Here is an 18,545-nt window from a genome sequence, read left to right as displayed (position 1 = left end):
AACGAGTAATGATTACAGGTGAATTAAAAAATAAAATTGATAGTTTATGGGATGTGTTTGCCGCTGGTGGCTTAACCAACCCTCTTGAAGTCATTGAACAAATTACTTATTTAATGTTCATCCATGACTTGGATGATACAGACAATAAAAACGCAAGAGAATGTGCAATGTTAGGTTTGCCATTCAAAAGTATTTTTTCAGATCAAGTCATGATCGGGGAAAGAACAATTGATGGACAACAATTAAAATGGTCTACATTTAGAGATTTACCCGCAACAAAAATGTACGAAACCGTTCAAGAATGGGTCTTTCCATTTATTAAGAACCTACACGAAGACAAAAATAGTGCGTATTCAAAATATATGGACGATGCGATCTTTAAATTACCAACACCACTTGTCTTATCGAAAGTTGTTTCTTCTTTAGATGACATTTATGCCCTAATGGGAAAATCCACAGGAATTGATATTCGTGGTGATGTATACGAATATTTATTGTCTAAGATTTCTACAGCCGGACGAAACGGGCAATTCAGAACACCAAGACACATTATTCGCATGATGGTGGAGTTGATGAAACCAACTCCACAAGAAACAATTTGTGACCCAGCATGTGGTACAGGTGGTTTTTTAGTTGGTGCAAGTGATTATTTAAGAGAAACATGTCGTAACGACATTTTGATGAATAAAGAAAATAGAGAACATTATATGAAACATATGTTCCATGGATTTGACATGGACAGAACGATGCTTCGTATTGGCGCAATGAATATGATGACGCATGGGGTAGAATCTCCAATCATCGAATATCGAGATAGTTTATCTGACCAAAATGGCGATATAGACCAATATTCTTTAATTCTAGCTAACCCACCATTTAAAGGGACATTAGATGCGGATTCAGTCTCTTCTAATTTGTTGAAAGTCGCGAAAACAAAGAAAACAGAACTCTTGTTCTTAGCTTTATTTATCAGAATGTTAAAAATTGGTGGCCGATGCGCCTGCATTGTTCCAGATGGCGTATTATTCGGATCCAGTAAAGCCCATAAACAAATCAGACAAGCCATTATTGAAGACAATAGACTAGAAGCAGTCATCTCAATGCCTTCTGGGGTATTCAAACCTTATGCCGGAGTATCCACAGGAATTTTAATCTTTACGAAAACAGGCCATGGTGGAACAGACAAAGTCTGGTTTTACGATATGAAAGCTGATGGATATTCATTAGACGATAAGAGATCCCCAGTCAATGAAAATGATATTCCAGATATTATCGAAAGATTTAATCACTTAGATCAAGAAGTAGAACGAAAGAGAACAGAACAAAGCTTCTTAGTGGATAAACAAGAAATTGTGGAGAATGACTACGATCTTTCTATCAATAAATACAAAGAAGTTGTTTATGAAAAAGTAGAATATCCACCTACAAGTGAAATTCTTGCAGATATTGAAGCGTTAAACAAAGAAATTGAGAAGAATTTAGAAGAACTCAAAGCGCTTCTAAAAGGATAGAAAGGAGGAAAAATCTGAATGGTAAATTCGGATTTTTGGCGATAAAGTATGGGAGTTAAATTAGGTGAAATATGTAAATTTCAATCTGGTGGAACACCAGCAAAGGGAAATGCAGAATATTTCAACGGTAAGATTCCATGGATTACAACAATAGCACTAAATGGCGGGAATATTGATGAATCAAATGCTGTTGATTGGATAACCGAAAAAGCCATTATGGAAAGTGCAGCGAAAATAGTCCCGGCGTTCTCAGTTATGGTAGGTACTCGAGTCGGGGTGGGAAAAGTTGCGATTAATACAGTCGACATGTCAACTAGCCAAGACATTATTTCGCTTATTGGTATTGACGAAAATATTTGGAATAAAGAATACTTATGCAAATTTCTTCAAGGAAAAAACAGGTATTTAAACTCAAAAGCACGAGGAGCAACTATCAAAGGGATTAAAATAGATGTTCTTTCATCACTTGAATTGCCAGATATTTCATTAGAAGAACAACAACGTATATCATCAATTATTGATGTGATGAAAAATATTATTTCTTCTTATCAATATGAGCTTCAAAAGTTAGATGAATTAATTAAGAGTCGATTTGTCGAGATGTTTGGTGATCCAAAATATAATAAAAGCAACTTGGTAAAAGTTGAGGAAATTGGTGTGTTAACAAGTGGTGGGACACCGACCAGAGCAAAATTAGAGTATTTTGAAGGGAGTGTTCGTTGGTATAGTGCTGGTGAATTAAACTCACTATATCTACCAGATTCATTAGAACATATTTCTGAGACAGCACTGCAACAATCATCTGCAAAATTATTTAACAAGGGGACTTTGATGATTGGAATGTACGATACGGCAGCCTTAAAAATGGGAATATTAACTGAGGATTCGAGCTCCAACCAAGCATGTGCAAATTTAAATCCAAAGCAGGGATATAACGTTGTTTGGTTATACTATTTGTTTGATATTATGAAACCGATTTTCTTGCAGGAAAGACAAGGCGTTCGTCAGAAAAATCTCAGCCTCTCAAAGATTAAAAATTTTGAAGTCCCATTTGCGCCTTTTACATTGCAGAATGAATTTGCAGACTTTGTTGCCCTAGTAGACAAATCAAAAGTTGCAATTCAAGCAGCTTTAGATAAAACACAATTGCTTTTTGATAGTCTGATGCAAGAATATTTTGGCTAATGAAGGGAGTATTTCAATGGCGATAATGACGGTTTACCATGGCGGATATACTCCAGTTAAAAACCCAGAAATTAGAATTGGAAGAAATACAAAGGACTTTGGAAACGGATTTTATTGCACCATCATCAAAGAACAGGCGCAGAGATGGGCTAAACGTTATGATACAAAAATTGTATCCACTTATGATGTTCGCTTGAATTCTAAGTTACGAATAAAAGAATTCCGAGAAATGACAGATGAATGGTTAGATTTCATCATAGATTGTAGAAGTGGAAAGACACATACATACGATATTGTGATTGGAGCAATGGCCGATGATCAAATTTATAATTACATCTCCGATTATATGGATGGAAGCATAACAAGAGAACAATTCTGGGTATTGGCAAAATTTAAGTATCCGACACATCAAATCAATTTTTGTACGAAAGAAGCATTAAAATGCTTGAACTATAGAGGGTTTGAGGAGGTTGTGTAATGCAAGATATTGGAAGAGAATCTACAAAAGATAACGATCTGTTCTTTACCTGCTCCTTGATCGATTACATAGCTAGAGTGACGAAAAATAGAAGAAAAGATATAGTCAACGCATTGAGCAAAGAAAATATCTCAAAAATTTATGAACTAGCGGATGTTTACCATAGCGATAATATAGATCGCATAAGTGAAGATTTTATTCAAGAAGCAAAAATACCTTTAGGAACATTTGATAATGTCAAAGAATGCAAATACTCGATACCATCCCATTGGGACATCGGAAAAGTATATAAGAGATTGATAAAAGCTGTAGCAGAATACGAAAAAATTGATGTGATCGACGCGCTAATCGAAGTTTATAACTCTTTTCTCAGTGACAAAATTGATGATTATAACAGCAGTATGTATTACGAAAATCCATCATATCTGCTCGAGTGTTACTTAGAAAAAAAGGTGATTTAAATAATAGGTGTAGGATGTTGATATCGATAGAAGAGGTATCAACATGGAAGAGAAAATTGTAATGATTATTAACGAGATGGCGGATTATTTGAATGTTTCACAGATGAAGAAATTACAGGAAGTTTTACTTCAGACATTTTCGGAAAATACAATACAAAAAGAAGAAACATCAAATGATGAATACTTGCAGCTGTTCTTAGATGCAAAACGTATCGAAGGGTGTTCAGAACGAACGATCCAATACTATAGTGCAACAGTAGCTAGACTGCTTCAAATTATTAAAACTCCTGTGAGAAAGATAACAACAGAAGAGATTAGAAGATATCTTGTTGAGTATCAAAAAATCAATAATTGCAGTAAAGCGACAGTGGATAATGTAAGACGAAATATTTCTAGTTTTTTTTCGTGGCTTGAAGAAGAAGACTATATTTTAAAAAGTCCAATGAGACGAATTCACAAAATTAAAACGAAACAACCTGTAAAAGAAATTATATCCGACGAGGCTATTGAATTGATAAGGGATAACTGTCAATGTCCTCGAGATCTAGCAATGATTGATTTGCTGTATTCTACAGGGATACGAGTTGGTGAGTTGGTAAATCTGAATATATCTGATGTTGATTTTGAAGCACGAGAATGCGTTGTATTTGGTAAAGGCGATAAAGAACGCAAAGTATATTTCGATGCTAAGTCTAAAATTCATTTGTTAAATTATTTAAGTAAGAGAAACGATAATAATCCCGCTCTTTTTGTCACATTAGATGCACCACATGAACGATTGAAAATTAGTGGAGTGGAAATCCGAATTCGCGCACTTGGAAGAAAGCTAAATATGGGGAAAATACACCCTCATAAATTTCGGAGAACAATGGCAACAAGAGCAATCGATAAAGGTATGCCAATTGAGCAAGTACAAAGACTCTTGGGTCACTCTCAGATTGATACAACCATGCAATATGCAATTGTAAATCAAGCAAATGTAAAAATGTCTCATCAAAAATTCATTGCGTAAAATCGAAAAACGAATTCGGATTTACGGGGATAAATGGTAGAAACAAAAAGACTGGGTGATATAGCTACATATATAAACGGCTATGCTTTCAAACCTGACGATTGGTGCAAGGAAGGCTTGCCTATCGTACGCATTCAAGATTTGACGGGTACAAGTTATCAACAGAATTATTATAAAGGGGACTACCCAGCAAAAATTGAAATTAATGATGGTGATGTCCTCATCTCATGGTCCGCTAGCCTCGGTGTGCATATTTGGGATAGAGGTAAAGCTTTGTTGAATCAGCATATTTTTAAAGTGGTATTCGACAAAGTTGAGGTGGACAAACAATATTTTGTTTATGCAGTTCAATATAATCTTGAAAATATGTTGTCTAAGATGCACGGGGCAACTATGAAGCATATTGTAAAAAAAGATTTTGATAATATTGAAGTACCATTTCCTACACTAGTAGAGCAAAAAAGAGTGGCTTCTATTCTGGCATATGCAAAAGATGCTATAGAGGATCGGAAACAGCAACTTACCAAATTGGATAATTTAGTTAAGAGTCGATTTGTCGAGATGTTTGGAGATCCGGTATTAAACTCTTATGATCAACCTGAAGCAACTTTGCCTGATTTGGGTGAGTTTGGTCGTGGTGTATCTAAACACAGACCAAGGAATGACCCTAAATTATTAGGTGGTAACTATCCATTGATTCAGACAGGCGATATAGCTAATGCTGAATTATATATTTCTTCATATAATTCTACCTATTCAGAGCTAGGCTTAAAGCAGAGTAAAATGTGGGATAAAGGGACTCTTTGTATTACAATTGCGGCTAATATTGCCAAGACCGCTATATTGGAATTTGATGCTTGTTTTCCTGATAGCGTAGTGGGTTTTATTGCTAATAAGAAAACTAATAATATATTTATTCATTTTTGGTTTTCATTCTTTCAAGAAATACTTGAAGCACAAGCTCCAGAGTCAGCACAAAAAAATATAAATCTGAAAATACTTAGTGAATTAAAGATTATTGTTCCACCAATAGAACTTCAAAATCAATTCGCGGAATTTGTTATAGAAACTTACAAATCAAAAGTTAGCGTTTCAAGGATATAATGTAATGGGATATAAATGTGAATAAATAAGGAAAGTGAGGTGCACTATGACAAACTTTGATTACTTGAAAAAAGAAGATGAATTTAAAAGTTTTATTGATATAGCGATTGTTGCGGAAAAAACATATAGGATCGACAGCAATACTTGCATTATGAATTGTCGTAGGGCGATGGAAGCAGCGATTAAGTGGATGTATTCCGTTGATGATGAATTAACACTTCCTTATAAAGACAATTTACATACTCTAATGAGTTGTGATTCATTTAGAAACATTATTGATAGGGATTTATATAGACGTTTGGAATTCATTCGTACCTATGGAAATGATGCGGCTCATAATAGTGGAGAAAAGGCTAAAAAAATCGCAGAAGTCTGCCTGAAGTACCTCTTCTATTTCACAGACTGGATTGCCTATTGTTATGGAAGCGATTATGAAGAACGAGAATTTGATCCAATGCTTCTAGAACAAGATGATGTGCTAGCTGTTCCACAAGCAAATCCGGAAATTGATTTGAAGGCATTGATTGAAGAAAATAAATCTTTAAAAGAAGAACTGAGTAAGCGTAGGGCACAACAACAAGAAACTTATGTCACAAAACCTCTAGATTTATCTGAATATAGCACACGAGAATTATTTATCGATGCATTGCTGATGGATGCGGGATGGGTAAAAGATAAAGACTGGCTCAATGAAGTTCGCCTGACAGGAATGCCAAATTCATCAGGAGTAGGATATGCGGATTATGTTTTGTATGATGACATGCAAAAACCGTTAGCAGTTGTTGAAGCGAAAAGAACATGCGCAGATCCTTCCAAAGGTAGACAACAAGCGACTTTATATGCCGATATTTTAGAAAAACAATATGGGCGCAGACCGGTTATTTTCTTGACGAATGGTTTCGAGACAAGAATTATCGATAATCATTATCCAGAACGAAAAGTGTCTTCGATTTATTCAAAGAGAGACTTGGAAAAGTATTTCAATTTAATGAGAACGCGATCTCATTTGAATTTTATCAATATCAACAAAGATATTGCGGGTCGATACTATCAAGAAGAAGCAATTCGTGCGACTTGTGAAACTTTCGATCAAAAAAATAAAAGAAAAGCATTACTCGTTATGGCAACGGGTTCTGGTAAGACAAGAACAGTCATTGGCCTTGTCGATGTACTTTTAAAAGAAGGTTGGATCAAGAATATCTTATTCTTGGCGGACCGAAATTCATTAGTTACCCAAGCAAAAAGAAGTTTTGGCAATATGCTTCCCGACTTATCGACGACAAACTTAGTGGAAGATAAGACAAATTGTAATGCGTCTGCCGTTTTTTCTACGTATCAAACGATGATTGGATGCATTGATGATGTTCAATATGAGGATAAAAAATTATTCACTTGTGGTCACTTTGATTTGATCATTTGTGATGAGGCGCACAGATCGATTTATAACAAGTACAAAGATATTTTTAACTATTTTGATGCGCCAATTGTCGGTCTGACGGCTACGCCTAAAGATGAAATTGATAAAAATACATATTCTTTATTTGAACTCAATGATGGCGATCCTACGTATGGGTATGAACTTGCCCAAGCGGTAAAAGATGGATATTTAGTTGATTTCCTTTCAGTTGAGACGAATTTGAAGTTTATATCGCAAGGTATTGCCTGGGATCAATTGTCTGAAGACGAACAAGAAGAATATGAAAATACCTTTACGGATGAAAACGGGAATCTGCCGGAATCAATCGAATCTTCTGCATTGAATACATGGGTATTTAATGAAGATACGATTAGAAAAGTATTGAAGATTCTCTTTGATTATGGGATCAAAATCAATTATGGCCAAAAAATAGGAAAGACGATTATCTTTGCCAAGAACCATAAGCATGCTGAGAAAATACTGGAGGTATTCAATAAAGAATATCCGGAGTTGCTCGGTTATGCAAAAGTGATCGACAATCAAATCAAGTATGCCCAAAGTGCTATTGATGAGTTTTCGGAGGCAAACAAACTACCACAGATTGCAATTTCTGTCGATATGCTCGATACCGGAATTGATGTTCCGGAAGTCGTTAATCTTGTCTTCTTTAAAAAGGTCATGAGTAAAGCAAAATTCTGGCAAATGATCGGAAGAGGAACGCGCTTATGTCCGGGACTGATCGATGGTCAGGATAAAAAAGAGTTTTATATCTTTGATTTCTGTGGGAACTTTGAATTTTTCAGAATGAATAAAGGTAAAGCCTATGCGAATACGATCGCTTTACAGGGAGCAATCTTTGATTTGAAATTCCAAATTGCCTATAAACTGCAAGACTTGGCTTATCAAACCGAAGAGCTCAAAGCATGGAGACAACAATTAGTTGCAGAAATGGTGGACAAGGTAAAAGAATTGGATCAGAAAAAGTTTGATGTTAGACAACACATCAAATATGTAGATTTATATTCGAAGCCAGAAAACTATAATGGTTTGACTTATGAAAATTGTATAGATGTAAAAAATGAACTTGCACCATTGATTAAACCGGATGAAGATGAGATCAATGCGGAGCGTTTTGATGCATTAATGTATGGAATTGAATTGGCTCATTTAATGCAGAAAAAATATTCTAGACATAAAACCGATTTGGTAAAAAAAGTGAAGGGGATTGCGAGTGTTGCTAATATTCCGGAAATTCAAGCGCAGTCACCACTTCTAGAGAAAATCTTGCATACAAATTATGTAGAAGAAAGTGACCTGGATGATTTTGAAATCATTCGAAAGAGTCTTCGTGATTTGATCAAATATATTCCTAAGCAAGGAAGAATTTATGAAACAGATTATGAGGACGATATTTTATCGATCGATTGGCATGAATCGGAATTAGAAAATGATGATTTACAAAATTATAAAGATAAGCTTGAATTCTATATCAAAGAACATCAGGAAAATAATCCAGTGATCTTGAAACTAAAGGAAAATAAACCTTTAGATGAAACGGATATGGATGCACTCGAAGACATGATCTGGAATCAGCTCGGGACCAAACAAGATTATTATTCCGAAGTGGGAGAAAAACCATTAGGTGAATTTGTACGCGAAATTGTGGGCTTGGATATGAATGCCGCAAAAGAGGCGTTCTCAAAATATTTGGATGAAAGAGAAATGAACAGCCATCAAATCTACTTTGTAAACCAAATTGTAGAGTTCATTGTGCGTAACGGAATGATGAAAGATTTGTCTGTTTTACAAGATTCTCCTTTTACTGATCAAGGAAATGTTGTTGAGCTATTTGGCGATAACATTACCTTGTGGAGTGGCATTCAAAGTGTAATCAATAGTATCAACAAAAATGCCCTTGGTGATGAATAAATTTTTAAAGCGTATTGTATAGGAAATATGTGCAGCGAAGAATTTAGATGGATTCTTCGCTGTTTTTTAATGCTGCTTCTTTCTGTCGTTTTAAATGACGCATGATTAGCTTGCCTGACATGCTGAGTAAAACATGACTTACAACAAGATTTTTCTGATTACGAAATCAAAAAATCCGAAGGAGAAAACTCCTTCGGACGACTAGATATAAATTTTGACTTGTAGAAATAACGTTTGATTATGGAAATGGAATTGTTTATTGGGGGATTATTGTTGTTTTGAAGAACAACATTTTTTAGAGCATTGTTTGCCATAAGGGCAGCCAACGCACTTATGTCCTTGCTTTTTTGCTTTGTTCAAATAGTACAAAATTGAACAAACAATGACGGCAACGATCAGGATGATGATTAAATTTTCTAACATAATGTCACAATCCTATTTGCTTGTTAAAGCATATTCTTCTTTTACTTTTTTGTTCGCATTTTTAATCAACACGGAAATAGTGATGACAAAAATAGCAACGATGAATAAACCAACTAAAGCACCTACTGTGTTTAATGTTTCTGGAGCAGTGAATAAGGTTCCGATTGTATAAACGAAATAAGCAACTGTATATCCAACACCGAATTGTAATCCGATTCCGCCCCAAACCCATTTAGAGCTTTTCATTTCGGATCTCATCGCACCGATTGCTGCAAAGCATGGTGGTGTGTATAAGTTGAACATTAAGTAAGCTAATGCGGCTATTTTTGTGATGGCAATAATACCCGCAACTTCTTGACCAGCACCTTGCATTAAAACAAGTTCTTCTGTATCAATTAAGTTTTCTAGACCGACAAAGCATACGGCTAAAGTCCCTACAACATTTTCTTTTGCGATAAATCCAGTTACTGCAGCTGCAGCAAGTTGCCAGCTTAATACGCCAACAATTGGGAATAAGAGATAAGAGAATGGAGTAGCAATTGTAGCAAGAATAGAAGCATCTGCAGTTTCAGCTACGGTGAAGCTCCAAGTAAATGTCTGCATAATTTGCACGGCAGTATTACACAATAAGATGATGGTCGCGGCTTTTACGATATAGGCCCATCCACGGTTACACATGGATTTAAAAGCTTGCCATAAAGAAGGGATTTTATAGTCAGGAAGCTCGATAATAAAGAAAGATTTTCTTGCTTTATATCCTGTGATCTTATTGATTAATAATGCCCCAAGGAAAATGAGAACAATCCCAGTGAAATACATGAGTGTACTTACCCAACCGGCATTATTGAAGAAGGCACCGGCAAATAGGGAAATGACAGGGATTTTTGCTCCACAAGGCATAAATGGGGCTAACATTGCTGTCGCTCGACGTTCTCTTTCGTTACGAATGGTACGGCTGGCCATAATTCCAGGAACAGCACAACCAATTGAAATGACGAAAGGAATAACGGATTTACCGGATAATCCAACTTTTTTGAAGATTGGATCGAGGACAACCGCAACTCTTGACATATAACCGCAATCTTCAAGAAGAGCGATTAAGAAATACATCACCATAACAAGAGGTAAGAATCCAATAACGGCAATTACACCACCGATAATACCGTCCACTAATAATGCGGATAATAATGGATTTGCATTGGCCAGTAAGTCACCAACCCAAGCTTGGAACATTTCTAAATAGGCAACTAGCCAATCAGCGATTGGAGTACCAATCCAAACTTGAGAGATTTCAAAAACGAGATACATTACAACAGCGAAGATTGGAATACCGAGCCATTTATTCGTTAAGATCGCATCGATTTTATCGTTGATGTTTTTATCTTTTGTTTGAATCTTTCGGTGTTCGACTTTCTTGACGATATCATTTACAAAAGAAAACCGTTCTCGGTCTGCGTTTTCGACTTCGTTTTTATTCGTTAAATCAATTTCTTTTTGATGAAAGGGAGCTGTTTGTTTTTGAGTGGATTGTTTTGTAGCAGCTTGAATCAACTCATTTAAACCTTGCTTGGACGTAGAGATCGTTTCAATGACAGGACACCCTAATTGTTTAGATAATTCTGCAACATTGATTGTTGTCTCTTTCTTGGAATTGATATCACTTTTGTTTAATGCGACAACCATAGGGATGCCCAGTTCTAATAATTGGGTTGTGAAAAATAGACTTCGACTTAAATTCGTTGCATCTACGATATTGATAATGACATCAGGATTTTCTTTTTTGACATAAGTACTCGTGATGCTTTCTTCGCTTGTGAATGGAGACATTGAATATGCTCCAGGTAAATCGACAGCGATTAATTCTTGGTTGTTACAATAAGCGTTTTTAATTTTTTGTTCTTTCTTTGAAACAGTGACTCCAGCCCAGTTTCCCACTTTTTCGTTACTGCCGGTTAAGGCATTGTACATTGTGGTTTTTCCTGAGTTTGGGTTGCCAGTAAGTGCAATTCTCATGTTGCCCCTCCTCATTTCTCTTGTTAGTTATGACTAACTTAATGGCCAAAAAAATAATTGTGATTAAATCACAATTGCATCGGCAAGTTGGTTGTCGATTGTATAACGAGCGTCTTTAATAGAAACTACGCATCCACTTTTGATATGGGATACAACTGTTATTGTTTCGCCACTATAACATCCTAAGGAAAATAGGAAAGCATCTAATTCTTCATCATCTGTTTCGATATCTTGAATTACATATTCCTGACCTTCAATAGCATCTATTAATTTCACAATCATCACCTCGTTTTTAAGTTTAGCAGTTAGTCTAATCTAACTGCAGGCATGATACATCTTTTTAATAGGGGTTGTCAATACCAATAATGAAGTTAAATGAGATCTCGAGTTGAAGATGGAGTCGATGTGCTTTTGATTATTATGAAGACTATAGGGATTATATTTCGTTTTGATTTGTCGATTTGTCTGAGGTTTTAGGCGAGATGAACTTTGTGATTGAATTTAAATCGGCTAAAATATCCATAATTGTGTTCGAAAACAAAGTTTTGAAATTTAAAAGACAGGAGAACTTAAATGGCAAAGTCTAAACGTAGACGTAAAAAAAGAAGAAATATCAAAATTGGACGATTGTTGCTGGTGATGAGTATCCCTGTTTTTATGCTTTATGGTTTGTTTTCTGCAGTGGGATGGGTGTTTGATTTGAAACATGAACCAGCCCAACTTCCGCAATCAGAACAACAACAACAATCCCTTGTCGAAGCAGGATATCAAAAAGCTTGTTCAACAGAAGATCTCGCTAAGTTAACGCGCTTTGGAATTGATGTATCGCAATTTCAAAAAGTGATTGATTGGCAAACGGTTAAAGAAGCACAAGTTGAATATGCGTTTATTCGTGTAGGTGCGCGTGGGTATGTGACAGGTGAAATCTATGAAGATGAAACATTTGCCGCAAATTTAAATGGCGCAAAATCCGTCGGGATGGATGTTGGGGTCTATTTCTTTTCTCAAGCAGTAACCGAACAAGAAGTGATCGAAGAAGCAGATTATGTGTTATCCAAACTACAAGGCATGCCTTTAGAATTGCCGATTGTTTATGATTTTGAATTACCAGCAGATCCAGAGGCGCGAGGTCATAATTTAAGTAATGAAGAACTCATTTTACAAGCGCAAAGATTTTTAGAGCATATTGAACAGAATGGATACAAAGGGATGCTTTATGCAAATCCACAATTGTATCCGATCTATGAAAGTGCGGGACTCACCGAACGATGGCCAATTTGGTATGCAGAATACGAAACTGAATCACCGCAGTATTGTGATTTAGATATTTGGCAATATTCAGATACAGGAGAAATTCCGGGAATTGATGATCATCATGTGGATTTGAATTTAATGCGCACAGATTTTCAAGCTCAATAAATAGAAAACAAAAATGAATCCTAGAACAATGAAGAAGTGGTGTTCTTGATTGTCTAGGATTTTTTTGACGTTGAATAGGTAGGAGAAAAGAAAAGAGGATAGACCTGGTTTGAACAATCCTCTTGAATACGATTTAGTGAGAACTGGTAAATAGCTTGAACTTTAACATACTCCTATGTAGGCGTTGTGGAGAGAGGTAGTACAAACTTGTCACCTCTTTACACTTTGCGGCCAAAGCAGAATCAAAAATATTTGTTTAAATGGATATTGACAACGCTTTCGTAAATAGATATTCTAAATGTGTCTTCAAGAATGAAATGCGGAAGGCTAGCTTGTTAGTTACTTCTGAGCGTTGCTGAAGAGATTTAAAAATGATTTATTATTTTATTCAATAAAACAGGATTGTAACGAAAAGGCTTAACCTGATTTTTGTTGAAAGGGACAGAATAACTGTGCTTTCAACAAAGATCAGGTTTTTATTTTTATCCAGGATTGCAAGGCGCCAGCGAGAACGATAAAAACTTTTTTAAGCAAATTGTTCTAAAGAATGAAATAAAAATATAATTGCCCAACATGGGCTGGAAATTAGAAAGAGGAAAATATGGGTAAATATACTGAGTTTAGCAATCAAATCATTGCTAACGTTGGTGGTAAAGACAATATTGTCTCTGCTGTTCATTGCATGACTCGTCTTCGCCTGAATTTAAAAGATAAAAGTTTAGTCGATATCGATGCGGTGAAAAAAATTGAAGGTGCGTTAGGTGCACAATTCTCTGGAGAACAATTTCAGATCATCATTGGTCAACATGTATCTGATGTATATCCAGAATTCTGCTCGGTTGCTGGAGTAGGTCTTGCTGATGCTATCGATGAAAATTTAGATGCTCCAAAAGAAAAATTAACGTTAAAACAAATTCCAAATAAAGTGCTGGACTATGTTTCTGGATCTATTGCGCCATTGTTACCAATCATGATGGGTGCAGGGTTCTTTAAGATGTTCTACGCTATCCTTGGACCATCGTTAATGAATGTCTTACCGGAAACGCATCCTTTAATGCAAACACTTTATATTGTCGGAAATGCCGGACTTTACTTTATGCCAGTCTTTGCGGCTTATGGATGTGCAAAAAAATTAAATACTAATATTGCTCTCGCTTTGTTACTGGGGTTGTTGCTTGTTGATCCAAACATTATCAATATCGTAACTACGGGAGAACCATTTAAAGTATTTGGATTAATCCCAATGCAGTTAAACAACTATGCAAATAGCATTTTGCCAACGCTTATCACAATTTGGGTTTTCAAATATGTATTTGGTTTCTTCCAAAAACACATGTTCAAAAGCATCAAAGTTATTGGTACTCCATTCTGCACTTTAGTTGTAATGGTACCATTAATGCTTTGTGCATTAGCGCCAATTGGTAACATTATTGGTATGGGTCTTTCTTCATTAATTTCTTGGCTATATTCTGCTGCTGGCCCACTTGCTGTTGCTCTTATTGCTGCATTCTGGCCATTTATGGTTGCTACTGGAATGCATATCGCAGTGATTCAAATTGCTTTAATTAATATTTCAACTTTGGGATTTGATCCAGTTGTTTTGGCAGGATCAAATATCGCTAACTACGCTTTAATGGGAATGACAGTTGCCTTCTTCTTACGAACTAAAGGTCAACAAAAAGAAATGGCTGCAGGGAATGCAATTACACTTATCGTTGGTGGTATTTCTGAACCAACATTATTCACTGAATTATTAGTCAATAAAAAAGCGATGATTTGCCAAATTGTTGGTGGTTTTGCTGGCGGATTAGTTGGTGGCTTAATGGGTGTTGCAGTTTACACATTAGGTGCATCTAATTTCTTGACTATTTTACAATACGCTGGTGGACCTGGTTCTAACTTCATTAACGCCGCAATCGCTTGTGCAGTTGCTTTCGTTGTTGCATTAGCTGTAGGTTTGGTTATCGGTTTTGTTGATGACGGCAAAAAAATCTCTTTCAAAAGAAACAAAAAAGCGGCAGCTTAAATCGATTTAAATAGAAATAAGGTTCGAGAATTTTCTTGAACCTTATTTTCCATTCAGAAAGAAGGGACAATAACGTGAAATCAATCCAACAGAACTTGAATCAAACAAATCCTTCCAATATTTACCCGTTCTTTTGGCAACATGGTGAATCAAAAGAAGTACTTGAAGACTATTTGATCAAGATGCAAGAACAAAAGATCAATCATTTTTGCATTGAATCACGGCCTCACCCGGATTTTGTCGGCGAGGGTTGGTGGAAAACTGTAGATTTTATCCTAGAACAAGCAAAACAAAAAGGAATGACATTTTGGATTTTAGATGATGTGACATTTCCAACAGGAAGTGCGAACCATAAAGTTCCAGATCGATATAAAAAGCAATATTTGGCTATGAGACGCTTGGATTTCAAAGTCAGTATGAATCATTCTCAAGTATTTATTGAGCCTTTTGTCGATGGCAGAACGATGATGAAAGATAAACGCCATGTTAATGATACTTTATTTAAAGTGTTACAGACACGCCATGATGTTTCTAAATCTGGTGCATATGATCCAACCTCTGTAATGGATGTTACGGATCAAGTCGACAATGGTTTACTGACGTTGGATGTCGATTCGGCAAGTGAAGTGAGTTTGTTTATTTTCTTTCGTACATTTGCAGGATTAGAAGATGCTACAAAAGATCATTTGGATATGATGAATCCTGACGCAGTGGATTGTTTGATTCAAGAAGTTTATGAACCTCACTTCAAGCGCTATGGGCATGAATTTGGAAAAACAATTGAAGGATTCTTCAGTGATGAGCCTCGTTTTGGAAATGCAAAAGGAAATGAAAACATCATAGGCCGAACTGATATGCCTTTGCCATGGAACGACCTGGTTGAACAAGAATTGATGCATAGAGGATTTGCGTGGGAAGATTTAATTGATTTGTTTTTTGGAAAAGGCAAAAAAGTTGGAATCAATCGAGCTCTTTATATGGATGTTGTGACTGATCTATATGCGCAACACTTTAGCCAACGAATTGGCAACTGGTGTTCGCAACATCATGTTGATTATATCGGCCATGTAATTGAAGATAATCATGCACATCAGCGATTGGGTTATGGACCAGGTCATTTCTTTAAAGCACAATCAGGTCAAAGTTATGCGGGTGTGGATATTATTGGCGGTCAAATCGTGCCGGGAATGGATTATCAACATACTTCATTTGCGACAGGTGGAGCTAATGGTAGTTTTTATCACTACACATTATTAAAGCTTGGAGCAAGTTGCGCTAAATTGGATCCAAGAAAGAACAAGCGTTTAATGTGTGAAGCCTTTGGCGCTTATGGCTGGGTTGAAGGTTTGAAAATGATGAAATGGATTACGGATCACATGATCGTTCATGGCGTGAATTGGATTGTTCCTCATGCATTTGATCCTAAAGCATTCCCGGATTGGGATTGCCCACCTCATTTTTATGCACAAGGAAACAACCCGCAATATCCGTATTTCCATAAATGGAGTGAATATGCCTCTCGTTTATGCGCTTTAATGAGCACGGGCTACTCTTATGCCAAAGTAGGGGTTTTATATACGGCAGATGCGGAATGGAATGGCGAAACGATGCAGTTGGATACTGTGCTTAAAGTCTTAGAAAACAATCAAATTGGCGCTGATATTATTAGCGAACAGCACTTGTTCCAGGCAAAAGTGCAAAACAACATCTATACAATCAATGGCTATGACTATGACGTGCTACTCGTTTTGGATTGTGATGGACATTCGCCTCAAATCAAACAATGGCTTTCAACCAACCGGCATTTAGTTCGTCGAGTTAAAAAAGAAGATTTAAACACACTAGCAACAGAATTTGAGAACTATAAAGAAGTTAAATTGGATCAACCAAATTACCATTTAAGTTTTATGCATCAAGTGCAAGAAGATGGAGATTTGTATGTATTCCAAAATACAAGCCTAGATCAACCGATCGATTGCACCATTCAAATTTCAACAATTAAACCTTTAGTTCAATATGATGCGATGAACAATAAAATATATCCAATTCAATCAACACAACAAGGAGGAATTCAAATCGTCCAGTTGCATGTTGATCCGTATGGATTGGTGGTATTGGCAACGATGGAGAATACAAATTTTGAACAAAAAGCAGGAAAGTTGAAAGATCAGATAGATGTTCAAGTTCAAAATCTGCAGATCAAAACAAAAGCGTATACCGAATGTGAATTTACAACTTTAACAATAGAGAATGGATTGAAAGATTTGTCTAAACTTCTACAAAACTTTTCAGGGACAATCCGCTATGAATTTGATCTAGATTTAGATCAGACGAATATTGCGATCGATCTACGAGAGGTTAGTGAAATTGTCGATATTTGGATGAATGGTCAACAAGTCGATACGAAAATTGTTCCACCCTATACATTTGATCTTTCTCAGAGTGCAAAACAAGGCATCAATCATATTCGAATTGATGTGATCAATACTCTAGCGAGAGCACAACGAGATTCGTTCTCGCAATTCATCGCATTGGATCCAGTAGGAATCCAAGATGAAATTGCAATTTTTGCGGTTGAATAAGTGAATAGGAGGATAATGCAAATGAAACATGAAAATATTGTGCTTAACGATACTGCGTATTTAGAAACTTACTTTTTGTGGAATTCAAAAGAATATAATATAAACAAAAAACGGCCAGTTGTCTTAGTCATCCCAGGTGGTGGATATGCGTTCACCTCTGATCGTGAAGCAGAACCGATTGCTTTGAAATTCAATTCCATTGGCTTGCATGCGGCAGTTCTTTGGTATACAAGCTACGATCGCGTACAAAATGTGCCACATCAAGCTTTGATTGATGCAATGCAAGCGATTGCGTGGTTAAGAAAACATGGCGATGAAGAATATATTGATTTGAGTAACGTAATCGTTTGTGGATTCTCAGCGGGTGGCCATTTGGCTCTAAGTGCTGCTTCAAGATGGCATCAGGAATGGCTTAATGAGGCAACAAATACAACCCCAGAACAAAGAAAAGTCGATTTGTGTATCGACTGCTATGGCGCAACCCAGTTCCCAGTTTCCAAACCAGGAGATAAGGGATTTGGAGGAACTGAAAATGGTCTGACGAGTAATGAACGTGTATTTGGTAGTGATCAGCCAGATGAAGAAGTGGTGAAAGCATTCGATCCTGTTCAATACTTTAATCAAAAGACCACTCCACCGATGTTTATTTGGCACACGGGTGAAGATCAGTTGGTTCCGGTTGCTCAAGCACTTGAAGTAGCATGTGGTTTGGAAAAAGAAAACATTCCATTTGAATTGCATATTTATGAGCGAGGGGAACACGGACTTGCTCTTTCTGATCGCACAACAGCACGGAAAGATTCCCATATAAACAGTCATGTCAAAACATGGTTTGATTTATGTGAAGAATGGTTAACACCTTATATCGATCGTCCGGAAAATATGTATGGAGAATGCTCTAAAGGAGTTCCAGCACCGCACGAGGATTCACCCTTCAACAAATAGAAAGAAAAATGAACAATCATTTTTGAGACCAACAATCGAA

At 36.3% G+C, this 18,545-nt stretch carries 13 protein-coding genes; 11 read left to right on the top strand and 2 right to left on the bottom strand.

What is annotated here, in order from left to right:
* The first annotated feature begins 8 nt into the window (after positions 1–8).
* The 7 genes from ALLST_RS0108360 to ALLST_RS0108330 are packed head-to-tail and all read left to right on the top strand — an operon-like array spanning position 9 to position 9,097.
* Positions 9–1,511, top strand: a complete 1,503-nt coding sequence (locus ALLST_RS0108360) for a class I SAM-dependent DNA methyltransferase (RefSeq protein WP_019893721.1) — start codon at positions 9–11, stop codon at positions 1,509–1,511.
* 48 nt (positions 1,512–1,559) lie between these two features.
* Positions 1,560–2,696, top strand: coding sequence for a restriction endonuclease subunit S (locus ALLST_RS0108355; RefSeq protein ID WP_019893720.1), 1,137 nt, complete (start codon positions 1,560–1,562; stop codon positions 2,694–2,696).
* A 16-nt stretch (positions 2,697–2,712) separates the two neighbouring features.
* Entirely contained in the window at positions 2,713–3,174 is a 462-nt protein-coding gene (locus ALLST_RS0108350; RefSeq protein WP_019893719.1) for a DUF3990 domain-containing protein, read from the top strand.
* Positions 3,174–3,635 (top strand): hypothetical protein, encoded by a 462-nt coding sequence (locus ALLST_RS0108345; protein WP_019893718.1) that lies wholly within the window; start codon positions 3,174–3,176, stop codon positions 3,633–3,635. Before ALLST_RS0108350 ends, ALLST_RS0108345 begins: the two co-directional genes overlap by 1 nt.
* Before the next feature lie 43 nt (positions 3,636–3,678).
* A complete protein-coding gene (gene xerA / locus ALLST_RS0108340; RefSeq protein ID WP_019893717.1) occupies positions 3,679–4,647 on the top strand; it encodes a site-specific tyrosine recombinase/integron integrase in 969 nt (322 codons plus the stop codon).
* Between the two features lie 33 nt (positions 4,648–4,680).
* Positions 4,681–5,751 (top strand): restriction endonuclease subunit S, encoded by a 1,071-nt coding sequence (locus ALLST_RS0108335; protein WP_019893716.1) that lies wholly within the window; start codon positions 4,681–4,683, stop codon positions 5,749–5,751.
* A gap of 46 nt (positions 5,752–5,797) precedes the next feature.
* Positions 5,798–9,097, top strand: coding sequence for a DEAD/DEAH box helicase family protein (locus ALLST_RS0108330; protein WP_019893713.1), 3,300 nt, complete (start codon positions 5,798–5,800; stop codon positions 9,095–9,097).
* 435 nt (positions 9,098–9,532) lie between these two features.
* Here the strand turns inward: ALLST_RS0108330 and feoB are convergent, their stop codons facing one another.
* Both feoB and ALLST_RS0108315 read right to left on the bottom strand, forming a co-directional pair.
* Positions 9,533–11,533, bottom strand: coding sequence for a ferrous iron transporter B (gene feoB / locus ALLST_RS0108320; RefSeq protein ID WP_019893711.1), 2,001 nt, complete (start codon positions 11,531–11,533; stop codon positions 9,533–9,535).
* A 63-nt stretch (positions 11,534–11,596) separates the two neighbouring features.
* Positions 11,597–11,815 (bottom strand): FeoA family protein, encoded by a 219-nt coding sequence (locus ALLST_RS0108315; protein WP_019893710.1) that lies wholly within the window; start codon positions 11,813–11,815, stop codon positions 11,597–11,599.
* Between the two features lie 291 nt (positions 11,816–12,106).
* Here ALLST_RS0108315 and ALLST_RS10570 point away from each other — a divergent pair, with 291 nt between their 5' ends.
* The 4 genes from ALLST_RS10570 to ALLST_RS0108295 all read left to right on the top strand — a co-directional run bounded on the left by ALLST_RS10570 (position 12,107) and on the right by ALLST_RS0108295 (position 18,505).
* Positions 12,107–12,952, top strand: coding sequence for a glycoside hydrolase family 25 protein (locus tag ALLST_RS10570; protein WP_019893709.1), 846 nt, complete (start codon positions 12,107–12,109; stop codon positions 12,950–12,952).
* Between the two features lie 601 nt (positions 12,953–13,553).
* Positions 13,554–14,978: a PTS transporter subunit EIIC gene (locus ALLST_RS0108305; protein WP_019893708.1), complete on the top strand. Its 1,425-nt coding sequence runs from the start codon at positions 13,554–13,556 to the stop codon at positions 14,976–14,978.
* A gap of 74 nt (positions 14,979–15,052) precedes the next feature.
* On the top strand, positions 15,053–17,560 hold the full coding sequence (locus ALLST_RS10565) for a hypothetical protein (RefSeq protein ID WP_019893706.1): 2,508 nt from the start codon (positions 15,053–15,055) through the stop codon (positions 17,558–17,560).
* Between the two features lie 21 nt (positions 17,561–17,581).
* The gene (locus ALLST_RS0108295; RefSeq protein WP_019893705.1) at positions 17,582–18,505 is read left to right on the top strand and encodes an alpha/beta hydrolase; all 924 of its coding nucleotides are present in this window, start codon (positions 17,582–17,584) and stop codon (positions 18,503–18,505) included.
* Positions 18,506–18,545 lie beyond the last annotated feature (40 nt).

The sequence above is a fragment of the Allobaculum stercoricanis DSM 13633 genome (assembly GCF_000384195.1).
In the GTDB taxonomy this organism is placed as follows: domain Bacteria; phylum Bacillota_I; class Bacilli_A; order Erysipelotrichales; family Erysipelotrichaceae; genus Allobaculum; species Allobaculum stercoricanis.
Note: the sequence above shows the minus strand (reverse complement) of the source record. Positions and strands in the feature narration are given on the sequence as shown.